Source organism: Paraniabella aurantiaca, from assembly GCF_050309965.1.
In the GTDB taxonomy this organism is placed as follows: Bacteria; Bacteroidota; Bacteroidia; order Chitinophagales; family Chitinophagaceae; genus Niabella.
On sequence record NZ_JBLOSY010000001.1, the window covers coordinates 3330614 to 3344518 of the forward strand.

Here is a 13905-nt window from a genome sequence, read left to right on the forward strand (position 1 = left end):
TATGGGAGCAATATTAAACATACCAAATGGACCGGCAAATGTGTCGCAGATATTCCCGGCTATCAACATCAATGACGTAGATGAATATTATATACAGGTGCTAGATGGCGATAATATGCCTTTGGCGACAACTACCATCAATAAAATGATGAGTTGCGACGATAGTGTTCGCATTCATTTCATTAATTCTTTTGGATGTGTTGATGGGATTACTATGCATCTATCAGTTGTGAAGCACATATCTAAGTCAGAAAGTTTTAAAACTCCCATTTCTACACCAGTTGTTAAATCCAGGCACAATAATAACCGTTTTAATGTGGTTGCTCAGGATGTATTTACCGTAAAAACAATGTTCTACGGTGAAAATGAGATGAGATGGCTTGATGAATTATTTGATTCACCATTAGCCTGGGTAGAAAATGGTAGCCCCAATGAGCTAATTCCCATTATCATAATTGATAGTGATAGGGAGAAAGTTAAAGAACTTGACGCTTATAACTACGAAGTTACCCTTGAATACACTTTGTCTCACGATAAAATAATTATAAAAAATTGAGTACAAATATTGTTATAAAGATTGATGGTGAAGTTATGGACCTGGACGAATCATCTCAAGCGGCTTTAGCTATAAGCTATAAGTTTGAGGATCCCCAAAACTTTCAACAAAAGCAAAGTTCAGAACTTCTTAGCTTGTCGGTACCGGCCACTAAAAATAATAATAAGATTGCCAACGGTGTTTTTGATCCTTCAATAGAAGATTTGACAAAAGGAGAGCGATTGAAGAACATTCGTACTGGCGTGATTATAAGTGATGACATTGAAATATTAGTAGGCAAAGCTTTGTGTAATAGTGTTTCTCATACTGACAAACCTATATCATATGATTGGGATTTTTATGGTAACAATGCGGATTGGATCATTTCTTTGAAGGATTCAACGTTGTATGATTTTTTAAGATCTATATCCTTTGATTTTACAATCGACAAAATAACTGAAAGCTGGAATTATGACGGCTTTAGCGAATCATTACCTTACGTATTCGCTCCGGTACGATATACGGATCCTATGGGCGGAACTATGACTAATGAGGAAAATGAGTTAGTAAACGTAAATAATACGGTTCTCCCTGATTATTTAAAACCATCGTTATCGGTATATTGGATTATCCATTGGGCCTTTAGATCCATTGGGTACAAAATTCAGTCAAATTTTTTTGGAAAGAATTATTTCAGGCGCTTGGTTATGCCCTGGACATGGGGTAGTTTCCGGTTAGCTGATGAATCACGATTAGATAACCTAAGATTTTTGGCCAAAGGTTCTGAACAGGTATCTAAACGAGATACGGACTTCAATGGTCCATGGGACTGTAAATTGAGTACGACTGTCAATGGTGCTTTTGATAATAATGGAGTATTCAGCTATGATCCAGTTAAAGCTGAAATGAAGTGGACATATTTGCCTGCATTTAATTATGGCAAAATAGATGCAGAATTTTATTTTAATGCTTTAGTGGATGTTTTTGTATCTGCGGATAGCCTTTCAGATTTAAAATTAATCTGGTACAAAAATGGGGTCCAGATAGGACCACCAACAACATTACATAGGCTCGTTGCGCCTGCTATAGGTAAAAAGCAGTTTTCAGGGCTGGTCAGTGACACTAAAATATTCCGGGTTGAATCTGGAGATGTGATATCTGCGGTCACATACCTGAATCAGGATAGCAGTGGAATTGGAGTGGCAAACACTTATTGTGAAGTATACAATTTCGAATTAACCAGCTATTCTATCCCTATAGATGGCCGTATTGATTTTGCCGGGTATTCCAAATTTAAAGAATACAAGTTTTTGGACTTTCTTGCGGGGGTTCTTGATCTTTTTAATATTTCGCCGCAAACGGATTCCCAGAACAAAGTAGTTCTTTTTGAGCCGCAACATGATTATTCTCTACGAAGTTCATTGAGTTCTGGTGGAGGCGGTTACTACAATAATAACTTACAAGACTGGAATGATAAACAAGATTTAAAAAAAACTTCTGTGTTGGAGAACTTTAGCGACTGTGAACGTGAGTTGAACTTTAAATTCAAGGATGATTCTAATGATGGGCTTTTAAAGTTGGCCCAAAAACGAAATGCAGGTGAGATATCTCGCGCATCATATCTGTTTCCGAATAGGTTTAAGGCTGGTAAAAAGAAGATGGAGAATCGCTTTTTTTCGCCAGTGATGCATGTAAATATGGATATCTGGAAAGGAATTGGAAGTAATCCTGATTTATCTCCTCAAATGGTTTGCCTGGTGGCTGAAAATACAGCATCTACTTCTGCCAGTGATGGGGAAACAGTTTTCGAGCCTAAAATATGCTACTACAAGGGTTTCACTGATGCTGTTGGTTGGAGTTTCAACGGTGAACCTCAACAGAACTACCCTTACATGTTTGCCGTGAATTATCAACCGGGTGGAATTAGTGATCCGATTTTGTCATATACAGATGAGCTTATAGGAGAAGAAATAGGATATGGTTTGTTACGTAGGTTTTTCCTTCAGCGCCTTGCCATCATGCGAAATGGCCAGTACTACAAGACTTTCTTTAGACTTAATAACCGGGATGTTACGAATTGGTTTCATCGGGAGATGATTTCCCTACAGGGGCAAAAATGGGAGCTGAACCAAATCAAGGAATACAAGCCGTACACTGATGAAACAACTGAAGTGTATATGAAAAAATTTAGCCCGATAATTAAGGTAGATAGTGATAACATCTTCCCATCAGCAAAGAGCATTAAGGGAAACGCCGGTGCGATCAAGAATGATGCAAAATATGTTCCTGCCATGGCTTTAAAATCTGATATTCCAAATTACACTGATAATAATATTGACGATGTCTAATGTTACAAAAATATACGAACTCCGCACCCTGGGTTATTCTGATATTCAAAAGCAATTGGCTAATGTGGCCAAAAGCTATGACGTAATTAAGAAAGCGAAGCAGGCAGCTGAAAAGGGCTTGTACACATCTACTGATGTGAATGATATTAAGAAATATGCCGATGAAGTAGGAAAGCTAAAGCAAAAAGAGCAGGAATTGAAGGTTGAGCGTCAACAGATGATGAACGAAATGAAGGCCATCAATCTCGAGCGGCAAAAAGAATTGAATGCTCAAAGAGAGCAGGCTAAGCAAAATAAAATTGTTGCCGGCTCTTATAATGATATATATAAACAGTATCGGGAGTTGTACAATTTGACCAAAAATGCGACGAGCTCGAGTATTATAAATTTTAGGGGCAAATCTTTAGGATATGAAGAGGCTATTGATCAGCTAACAAAATTAGCCGCTGCTGAACAGAATTTTAGAAGACAGTTTTCCAAAGATGGGTTATTGGTTTCTGAATATACTTCCGGCATCGTAAATGCTTTTAAAAAAATGGGGCTCGATGATTTGATTAAAGGTCAAATTACCAAAGCCCAACAATCATTAAAGTCTTTGGATGGAAGTTTCGAGGAGCTAAAAAAAGAGCTGGGTGAAGTTAAGTCCAAAGGGGATGGTTCTTTTGAATCTATAGAGAAAAAGATGGTGGAGAACCGTAAAGAAGCGGCTAATCTTTCAAAACAACTTGAACAGCTTAAAAATGATTATAGAGGTGTTGGTAGTATAGGCGATCAGATCACTTCGGGGATCAACAAAGGATTTAAGGAGTTAAGAGGGCAAATGGGATCATTCATGCTTCAATACTTAGGATATACAGCTATTTTTAATAGTATAACATCTGGAGTGACGCAAGCTAAAGATCAAGCGGTGGCATTAGATAGCTTAGAGTCTTCTATGAAAGCAGTATCTGGTAGCACGCAGGAATATGCTATGAATCAAGCCTTTCTTAACCGCGTAACGGGGCAATATGGAACTTTGGTGATAGATACCAGTAAAGGTTTTACTAACTTTTATACAGCATCGACAAAAGCCGGAATCAGCGCCGAAACTACCCGAAACATCTTCGAAAGTGTAATAGACGCCGCCACTGTACTAAAAAAATCACAGGATGATATCAATGGAGTTTTAATTGCTTTTGGTCAGATAGCATCCAAAGGAAAAGTACAGGCTGAAGAGTTGCGAGGTCAGATAGGTGAACGTTTACCCGGTGCTTTTTCAATAGCTGCCAAAGCGATGGGAGTGACTGAAAAGGAGCTGAATAAAATGATGGAAACAGGCAACCTAGCTTCATCAGACTTTCTTCCAAAATTCGCAGAAGAATTAAGAAAAACATTTACAACCGGAGGTCGTGAAGTAGAATCTCTATCAGCTATTATAAACAGAGGACAAAATCGGTTTACAAAGTTTGTCCAGGATAACCAGGAGTTGATCGGGAAGGCAATTGTAAATTTTACTAAATTAACTGGGGTTCTAATCACAATAGCAAGTGTAATTCTTAGCCTTCCGTTTCCGCTTTTGTTGACTGGGTTAGTTACAGCGGCTTTGTTCACTGATAATTGGGCTGCCGCAAAATTGAGGCTGCTTGTAGCTTGGGCGCTTGAAAGGACTGCATTAGGTATTGAAATAGCTCAAATGGCTATTAGAAATGCAATTTTAGCCAGTGCGATCACATATACTACTGTTTACAATGGAATACTTCTGCGTACTGCAACTTCTTCAGCCGTACTTTCTGTTGCAACTCGTGTTTTAGCTGCATCTTTGGCTTTCATATCAGCGCCTTTGGGATTTCTGGTTACTACTTTAGCTATTGTACTGACGATGTACGGCATAGCCAATTCCAGAACAAAAGAATATGCAAAATCTATACTCGATTTAACTGGGTCAAAAAAGATTGACAATGAAATTTCCCAAGCTGCAATTAAAATAGCAGGAGATCAAATCAACCGCCTAACGGCTTTAGGCAATGTGATAAAGAACAATAAAGACAATCTGGATTTAAGAGCAAAAGCGGCCAATGAAGCAATAAAAATAAACTATGCTTTCTCTGAATCTATTAAAGATAACATTGTAAATGAGCAGAAATTTATGGCAACATTACGTCAGGTGCGTAATGAACTATTAGTAACTGCTAAGGCCCGAGCTTCACAAGATGCTACGGAAAGAGAGTTGAAGAATGTGGAAGAAATTAGAAGTCTGCGTGCTAAAATTGCAATCGAGGCTGAACAACAGAAGGGAAAGGGGATTGTCAGCATCAAGGATTTATCCAAAGATCAGCAGGCTGCTTTGGGTGTAGGCTCGTTCTCCGGTACAGCATTGAGTAATCAAATTATTGGTTCTACAACTTTAAGAGGAAATAATCGGGGTGAAGCGACATTTGGGTTATTTGATGTTGCAAACATTGATAAAATATTGGCGGCTGAAGAAAATAAACGCCAGGCTATATTCGATAAATATTATCAAAAGAATGTACAGTTTCAGAATGCAGCAGATGCAATTCGGGTAAAAGATGAACAAAAGAAAAGGGAACTATCAGCTTCTGATAAACTCACCTCACCAGAATTGCAGGCTCTGATCGATGGAGTTAATGCAGATCTGAAAACATTACGAGAAGGGGATCCTAAGCTTAAAGAGCTTCAGGCACTACGTAAAGGCTACCAGGATCGCTTGGATGCCATCAATGGGGTAGTCAAGAAAGAAAAGCCTTATGGCGGTGCCAGGTTGACCGGTGCTCAGCGTGATAACGTTAAAGATATTGAGGCTGATCGGGATAAGGAGCTGGCCGTAAACGAATCCGCGTTTATTCAAAAAAATAAAACAGAAGAACAATACCTTCAAGATGCTCTTAAGATCAATAAAGATGCATTAGATAGCAAAATCAAGCTTTTGAAGGGTAATAACGCTGAAGAGCGAAAACAGATCGCACAGGCAAGCCTTGAAAAGCAGAAGATTGAAAAAGAGACTAATGATAAAATTTTCGATATCAAATCAAAAGCGCTAAAGGATAAGTTGGATGCCGACGAAAAAGCTGCTCAAGATGAGGCTGATAAGGTGAAAAATAATCCATCTGTAAATATTACTGATACGCAACGTGTCCAGGCTCAGTTAGATGCTGATAAAAAGCAACTCGAATTGTACAATAAATATGATGAAGAGATGACTGCCTTAGAAAAAACAAGGAACATCAATTCCATTAAAAATGCGGCAGATAGAAAAGATGCTATATCAAACATTAACCAGGAAGTTAGTAAGGATGAAGCCGAACTTGTTAAAGCGAATATAGAAGATACAAAAAAGGCAGGGGAGGCCGTTTTGGCCGACTTTAACTTGGTGATAGACCGAGCAGCCGCATTGATTCAAGCAGACAACAGGCTTTCACAATCGCAAAAAAATAGAAAGCTCCAAGCATTAGAGCGTGAACGGGAATATGGAATATTAGTTAGGCAAGCTGCAAATTATAAAGTTCTTGAAACAGAATTTAAAAGAGCCTACAAACTTGGGTTAGTAACTCTTAAAGACTACGAAGAAATAGTTAAAAAACTTCAGGAGTTACAAAATCAAATAGCCAATGATCCTAAAAATAATAAATTAAATTTTAAAGATGCTTTCCGCACTGATGTAGGCCAAGATCTTATGGGGACCGTATCGACTGCTGCAAGCAGATTTGGAGCCGGTACCCAAGATAAAACAATACTTGGTCTCAAGGTTAACGCTGAACAAGCTCAACAGTACTCAAAAGCATTTTCTAAAGTCGTTAGTGATTCATATTCTACTGCTGAAGCTGTTATGTCTTCCTATTTCAATAAGGAGGCAAACGCTATTGAGTATAATCTGCGATTGCAGCTGGAGCGGATAAAAATGGAAGAAGATCAGGTTAAGGCAAAAGCTAAGACCACCGCTGAACGCGAAGCAATTGAAAAAAGGTATGACGCTAGACGTAAGGCTGCTGAACAGGCTGCATTTGAAAAAACAAAAGAGCTTAAAAAGAAGGAAGCCAAAATTAGCCTGGCTACTGAATTGGCGGGAATATGGGCATCTGTATGGTCGATTGGTAATCCGATAGCAGCAGCTATTTTGGGAGCTGTAATGACCGGGCTTGCCGTTGTTCGCTATGGCATGCGGATCTCTGAAATTAATTCCCAAAAATTTGAATACGGTGGTTCTCCGGATGATGTACCAAAAAAAGGTGGTCCTTTTGGTGGTAAGCCACATTCCAGTGGAGGCACACCTTTTAAATACAAGGGTCGGGAATATGAAGCAGAAGTTGATGAATTGGCGATCGTACGTACTAAAAATGCTGATAAAAATAGAAGGTATACCATTTCCGGAAACCATTCTCAAATTGCCTCTATGCTCAATAAGTTAGGAGGTGGTATTGATTTCCGTCCCGGAGCTTCGTTGAAGAAATTTGAATATGGAGGATCCTTAGGAGCTGAATTGCAAGCACCGGTTATGCCATCACAATCTATTACTTATGTGAATGCTCAAAATAACTTAGATAAGTACAATGAGGTTATTGATTCCCTGGATAAGAAGACAGACGCGATAAACGGCAGAATCGACAGACTGGAAGTAGTTCAAAAAACATCGACTGTTACAGAAGCTCAAACTAAAGAGGCAAAACAAAAATCAATAGGCACCCTATGACAGATTTAGATAAGCAACTCCAAAAGATGGCCCTGATGAATTGGAAGCAGTTCGCCTCAATATTGGGGCCAGATGCTATCAAAAGGGCCAAAATTTGCCTATTGCGGCAACAAGGAAATAAGTATGACTATATCTGCAAAGTATTGGAAGTTTCGAAGAACCAAGTAAACTACGCTTGCAATTCCTGTGAAAAAGAGGTTTGATTTTTTCAAACAAGAATATATCAATATGATTTAAAATACACCAAATAGATTTGAACTTTGGCATTCAATGAAATGTCAGGTTCAAATATTCAACTATGTAGTTAATTCCGATGAGAATGAAGTCAACATCTATATTGATGGTGATATTGTAGACGCTTCAACTCAACAATTTTACAAAGATTGGCTTGGTGATGATACCACCACCTCTTTTAAGTCCTTCCGTGACCAGGTCAATAAAACAGATGTTCAGACCTATAACGTTTACATTAACTCCGGCGGTGGCCTCGTTACTGATGCGATGGCTATACATGACCTTTTGAAAAACCTTCAATCAAAAGGAAAAACAGTAAACACTATCGGACGGGGGATTATAGCATCTGCAGCTACTTACATTTTGATGGCCGGCAATAATGCTACAATGAGCAAAAACAGCTGGTTAATGATACATAATGTATCTGGTGCTGTGTGGGGCGATGTTAACGAAGTTGAATCTTACGCTACTACTCTTCGCAAGTTCAACGATTCATCAAGAGACTTCTATGCAAGCGCTACCGGGTTGCGCAAAGAAGATATCACAAAGATGATGAATGCTGAAACTTGGATGACTGCTGATGAAGCCAAAGAAAAGGGCTTTGTAAAGCAGATTGAAGGTGAGGTTGCGTTCACCAACAAAATACCTAAAGAACACTGGCAATTCTCAAACATGGCGGTACTGAATGCCTACAATTCTGCTGTTCAGCCTCCTAAAGAAATCATTCCTCAACAAAATTTAGAAGACATGAAAAAGTATTTCGAAGAATTAGGCGAAAAAATCATGAACGCCATCAAAGGTGTGAAAGCGCCTGAAAACAATGATCACGCAGCTCTGATGCAATCAATCGGTGAAGCGGTTTCCAATTCATTCAAGGAAGGTGCAACCGGTCTGGAAGATTCCATAACAAAAATTGTAAATGAAGCAGTTGAGGAAGCTACTAAGCCGGCTGAATTAACGGAAGATGATAAGAAAGCAAAAGATGAAGCTGATAAAAAGGCAAAGGAAGATTCCGAAAAAGTTGAAAAACTTGAAGAAACAGTTTCCGGGCTTGAAGAGGAAATTAAAAACCTGAAAGGTGGCAAACAGGTTTCAAATCAAAATACGCCTGGTAGGGTTTCTTTTGGTGGTTTTGAGCAAAAATAATTCACTAACCCCTTTTAATTATTAACAATGTTAGCAATTGATAATACAAATATAATTGACTTAGGGCGTGGCAATGGATTGCCTGGCTTTGCTCCTAAGGTGGCTTATGCATATGATGCTACAGCTAAAACAGTAACTGTGACTGATACTACCACCTATCAGAGTGGTGATAGCAAAAAGAAGCTAATCGTTCGGGTGCATGATAAATTCGGCAAGAAAGTCGAAGGTACCGATGCAGCAGCTGTCAGCACCGCCGCTCTAAATGCATCTAAGCCTTTTGATGTGACAATCACATTAATTACTACTAAAGACCTGGTAACTGACGGGGGCGCATATGATATTCAGGCTGCAGGTGAAGCCAGTAAATGGGATCGCCAATACAGATAATCTTTTACTAACTATTTAAAGAAAAATCGAAATGAATTTTTATACAGTTTCTGCCAATGATTTTTACCTGGCTGTCATTAAACCAGCTTTTCAGGATATCATTCCCGAAGGTTTTCCTTATAACGGAACTCTCAATGAGTTCACTATAATGGATAATGTGGGTTCTAAAAAGAACATCATCAATATTCGCCGGGTTCAAAATATTTTACAAAGACGCGATGCTTCTTGTGACTACATCTATAAGAAAGTATTCGGCGCTGATACCCGTAAAATTACCACTGATGAGCTTTATGGAGCAACCAAATTTTGCCGCAATGAGTTTTATCAGGGTGATCTGAAAGATTGGAGATCAAGCGATCCCCTTTTTGGAGACAGGATCCTTCCATTCTTTCAAGGTGCAGTTAATATTGATGTTGCTTCTAACAGCTACTTTGGTGACATTGAACGTGTAGCATCGCCTACTGCACAATGGAGTACTAATGTTTTTGACGGTGTTTTTAAGCACATAGAAAAATATATTACGGCCGGTATTATTCCAGCAGGCCAAACATTTGCTATTGCTGATGGAACAGATTATTCTGCTACTCCAACAGCAGCATATACGTTGTTGAATAACATGTATAATGCTCAACCTGTTTTAATGGGTTCATTTGTGGCTAGTCAATTAGCATTTTATGTTTCCAAAGAGATATACGATGGATATGCTGACTACCTATCCAGCATTCAACAGACAGCGGGTAATACTACCATTCTTGAGAACGGCAAATCGGCCCTAACATTTAAGGGTATTGCCCTTTTGGTGGAACCGATCTGGACACCGGTAATTACCGAATTAAAAGGCTCGAAGGGATATGCAGCCGTACTTACAGTACGTGGAAACTTTGTTTTTGCTACTGACAAAGATTACGGAGAAGGTGAAGATGGTAAAACGGCATTGGAAGTGTGGTATGAGCGCAAGGAAAGCCAATGGTATTACAGGATGTTCCTTAAAGCCGGTACCGAAATCGCTTTGCCTGAATACGTCATTGTAGCATTATCTGACTGGAACTAATCAATTTTTAAACCCGTTTAAATTTTTATAAAATGCTTTGTGCAACATTAAGACCAAGAAATCGGGCGTGTGGACCTACTACCGGTGGCGTTAGTGACGTGGCCGCGTTTGATCCCAACGATTTAAACTTCACCCAAGGAGCTGATGTATCAGGTGCTAAAGCTCCATATACAGCAGTAGCACTTCGAGCGACAGCTGTAGCACCGGTTGTTTTCCCTGTTACGTTCAAAGAAAATGAGGCGGAACTAAAATTCACCCAATCTCGTAACGGTTGTTCGGTTAAATACGAACATGAGCTCGATTTATCGATCGAAGATCTGGACCAAAGTGCAACACAGTTCCTACAAGCTGTAGATGCTGCTGCCTGCTGCTGCGGGTTAGGCTTTTTCGTTCGATTGAATAGCGGAAAAATTTTCGTTATGGGCGAAAAATACGTGAACGCTGATGAAATTTCTAAGTTCAAGATTGTTCAGGATGGAAGTACCGGAACAACTGGAAAGCTATTTGAAGATTTCAATGGCGTTAACCTGGTGTTTAAAGGTTCTTACTCTCGTGCTTTATATGAGTATTCTGGTACCTGGGCATCAGTAATTGCTTTAACAACTGAAGCGTAAGCTATGGTTAAGTATAAAGAAGAATTTAAAGATCAAAGAGTGGCATTCGGTAAGAGTGCCGCTCCTTTGCATCTTCGTGATGATCTCCATGAGTTGGCTATACTGGCATTAGAGAGTGGCGATAAAAGCCTGCTTCATCTTTTTGAAGAATTACCAACATTGGAAGAGCTTAAAAAGGCAAAAACAGATCGAGATCTTGGAAGAATATCTATTCCGAGTTCTAAACCTATCGAAGAAATACAACCTGACAAAAAGAAAAAGGTAAAATGAAATGCGGACGGCCAATAAAGCAATTACTAAACAATCACAAAAACGGCAATATAAAGCTGCTGTTAGTAACGCCGTTACCCTCGATCCTAATAATCCTATCCCCTTTGATTATTCAGGCCGTGCATTAACTTTTATAAATCGTACCGAATATCTTCCATTCATTGGGACTGACAATAAGTATGCTCAAAAAATCCTCGAAGCAAGATTATTGAGTGATACTCATAATGCCTGCATTAATACAAAAAAAGATTATTGTGCGGGAGAAGGATTTCAAGATAAAGACAATATCGAATTTGACCAATCAATAATCGATTGGTTCAGTACTATAAACCGTCGAGGTGAATCAGCGATAGATATCAATCAACAAATCTTTGAGGATTTCTTCACTTGGGGGAATGTTCCGATTGAATTAGTGCGTGTTAAAATTGGCAAGAAGCGTTTTTTATATGTATATCCTCACAACTTTATGGAATGGCGCCTATGCGCTCCAAATGATGACGATATCTGCGATTGGGCGATCCATAGTAAACTATTCATAACGCAGTCTATAGTAAATTCTAAAGACTTTGAAAGTGCAAAAAAGCTCCCTATATACAATCCTATGCGTCCTGATAAGGATAATTGGACTAAGGATGATAATGGCACCGAAAGGACTTTAATATGGTTTAAAAATAAAGTAACTGGAATAGATCATTACGGCTTACCATCTTCTATTTCAAGCATGATCTACCAGATATTAGAATACAAAGCGGCCAGGTATAATTTGGATGATTTCGAAAATAATATGGTTGTGGCTTCAATACTTGCACTTAAAGGCAGTTTGAGCGATTCAGAAGTAACACGCATTGCCCGGCAGATTATTAAAACACATACCGGTGATGGGAAACGTGGCCGTACTGTTGTGATCGGTTCAGAAGAGGGTATCGATAGTTCAGCTTTTCATAAAATTGATACTAAAAAAGATGGGAGTTTCAATGAAGCTGATAATAATTGGATGCAGAAAATTATCCTGGCTAATCAGTGGGATTCGGTATTGGCAGGTTTAATTAGCTCATCAACACTTGGAAAAGGATCCGGATTCATTACAAAGATTTTGGAGAACAAATTAAATACAGTTATCAAACCGGCTCAGCGCAATTTGATAGAAAAAGTATGGAAACATATTTTCAAAATCGCTCAAGAATGGATGCAATTGCCATTTGATAAATATTCAATAGAATTTAAAAATAGCATAGACATTTCCGGGCTTACGGATGTAGATATTACACCTGCAGTTAAAGTCAATGAGGTGCGTGAGGCAAAAGGGCTACCTGCGGATCCGGCCAGGGAAAATGAATATATGCCATCAAAAGGAGGTAATAATAATGTACCGACCGAATAATCTAAAAAGAATCACATTAATCTCAACTGAAGAGGTTATTTATCATGCTCCAACAAAGCATACGATAGACCCTCGATCTATTGAGCAATCGATCATAATTGCAGAGGAACGCTTCGCGGTCCAGGTGCTTGGTTATCCGTTTTACCTGGCTTTGGCATCGGAGAAAAATAGAACTGTAGATGCGGCAAATAAAATCGATCTGCAAGCTAAAGTTGGTGGTGCATACACTTTAAATGATGGAGATCTGGTAAATGCTTCTGAATTTCTTTCAGTAAAGAATAAAGCTCTTTGGGATCATATACTTTGGAAGTTCATTGCGGAATGTGTAATGCTTACAGCCGCTCCTGAAGGGTTTGTTCAATTTGGCACCGAGGGTGTATTTCACCAACAGGCAACTTCCTCACCAATGGGGGGAGGCGGGGTGGTAACACCCGAATTGAGATCAATGAAATGGGCCATGGATAAGAAGATGTTCGACCGCATTGATCCACTCAAAGCAGCGGTGCACAATTTCGTTTGCAGATTTAAATCGGACTATCCATTATATGAGAATCCATGTGATTGTGATCAGAATGGTACACCGTATAAGCGAAGAACAGATGTGGCTCTGGGAATTTATGATGATGAACCTAATAAATGTGGATGCAATGAAGAAACTCATTGGAATACTTAAAGGGTGGTGTAAAAAGCTTGGAATTATTTCTACAACATCGGTGGAAATAAAACTATCAGAATTACGACTAAAGCAATGCCAAAAGTGCAGTCTGGCAAAAAAGTCAAAGATTCTGGAGTTTATGAATGGAGGCGCTGAATATGTTGATACTATTTATTGCACGAAATGTAAATGCCCGGCTGTTCAAAAAAGTTTAGTTGTTGAAGAGTATTGTCCAGTTGGTAAATGGTAAGAAATGGGATACTATGATTACTATAAAAATATATGTATATGCCCACCACGGCCGGTGATATTGGGGTTGGGAGATCAATACTGTAATGAGGTTGATTCGTGGCCGGTAGATGTATACAACGTGGCCGGGATAGTTATAGGAAATGCGACTAATAAGGCTGAATATATAAACATATGGAACAGCAATTCAATTAACAGAACAGTAGGTAGGTTATTTAATTTTTGGGGACCATTTAGCTTTCTCTTAATGGTTAATCCGGGCCAAATAATTCCATATTGTTTAGGTGGTATTGGAGTTCCTTCTATAGGCCTTTTCGCAATAGAATTTGCAACTGAATTTGAATAAATTAT

General features: G+C 38.9%; 12 protein-coding genes. All 12 read left to right on the top strand.

All coding sequences use genetic code 11. The annotated features are described in order from the left end of the window. Position 1: 1 nt before the first annotated feature. The 12 genes from ACLOAU_RS14650 (at position 2) to ACLOAU_RS14705 (ending at position 13900) form a co-directional block, all read left to right on the top strand. Positions 2-556 carry a hypothetical protein gene (locus tag ACLOAU_RS14650; RefSeq protein ID WP_427862618.1) on the top strand — a complete coding sequence of 185 codons (555 nt, stop codon included), beginning with the start codon at positions 2-4 and terminating at the stop codon, positions 554-556. Then, positions 553-2883: a hypothetical protein gene (locus ACLOAU_RS14655; RefSeq protein ID WP_427862619.1), complete on the top strand. Its 2331-nt coding sequence runs from the start codon at positions 553-555 to the stop codon at positions 2881-2883. Before ACLOAU_RS14650 ends, ACLOAU_RS14655 begins: the two co-directional genes overlap by 4 nt. After that, positions 2876-7567 carry a tape measure protein gene (locus ACLOAU_RS14660; RefSeq protein ID WP_427862620.1) on the top strand — a complete coding sequence of 1564 codons (4692 nt, stop codon included), beginning with the start codon at positions 2876-2878 and terminating at the stop codon, positions 7565-7567. The genes ACLOAU_RS14655 and ACLOAU_RS14660 overlap by 8 nt, the downstream gene beginning before the upstream one ends. A gap of 270 nt (positions 7568-7837) precedes the next feature. Next, entirely contained in the window at positions 7838-8947 is a 1110-nt protein-coding gene (locus tag ACLOAU_RS14665; RefSeq protein ID WP_427862621.1) for a head maturation protease, ClpP-related, read from the top strand. 27 nt (positions 8948-8974) lie between these two features. After that, positions 8975-9334, top strand: coding sequence for a hypothetical protein (locus ACLOAU_RS14670; protein ID WP_427862622.1), 360 nt, complete (start codon positions 8975-8977; stop codon positions 9332-9334). 31 nt (positions 9335-9365) lie between these two features. Beyond that, positions 9366-10385, top strand: a complete 1020-nt coding sequence (locus ACLOAU_RS14675; protein WP_427862623.1) for a hypothetical protein — start codon at positions 9366-9368, stop codon at positions 10383-10385. A gap of 32 nt (positions 10386-10417) precedes the next feature. Continuing rightward, the gene (locus ACLOAU_RS14680; RefSeq protein WP_427862624.1) at positions 10418-10999 is read left to right on the top strand and encodes a hypothetical protein; all 582 of its coding nucleotides are present in this window, start codon (positions 10418-10420) and stop codon (positions 10997-10999) included. A 3-nt stretch (positions 11000-11002) separates the two neighbouring features. After that, on the top strand, positions 11003-11269 hold the full coding sequence (locus ACLOAU_RS14685; protein WP_427862625.1) for a hypothetical protein: 267 nt from the start codon (positions 11003-11005) through the stop codon (positions 11267-11269). A 1-nt stretch (position 11270) separates the two neighbouring features. Then, the gene (locus ACLOAU_RS14690) at positions 11271-12650 is read left to right on the top strand and encodes a hypothetical protein (RefSeq protein ID WP_427862626.1); all 1380 of its coding nucleotides are present in this window, start codon (positions 11271-11273) and stop codon (positions 12648-12650) included. Continuing rightward, positions 12634-13323 (top strand): hypothetical protein, encoded by a 690-nt coding sequence (locus tag ACLOAU_RS14695; RefSeq protein ID WP_427862627.1) that lies wholly within the window; start codon positions 12634-12636, stop codon positions 13321-13323. The genes ACLOAU_RS14690 and ACLOAU_RS14695 overlap by 17 nt, the downstream gene beginning before the upstream one ends. Continuing rightward, on the top strand, positions 13298-13555 hold the full coding sequence (locus tag ACLOAU_RS14700) for a hypothetical protein (protein ID WP_427862628.1): 258 nt from the start codon (positions 13298-13300) through the stop codon (positions 13553-13555). Before ACLOAU_RS14695 ends, ACLOAU_RS14700 begins: the two co-directional genes overlap by 26 nt. 3 nt (positions 13556-13558) lie before the next feature. Then, complete coding sequence (locus ACLOAU_RS14705; RefSeq protein WP_427862629.1) at positions 13559-13900, top strand: hypothetical protein; 342 nt, start codon at positions 13559-13561, stop codon at positions 13898-13900. The last annotated feature ends 5 nt before the right edge of the window (positions 13901-13905 follow it).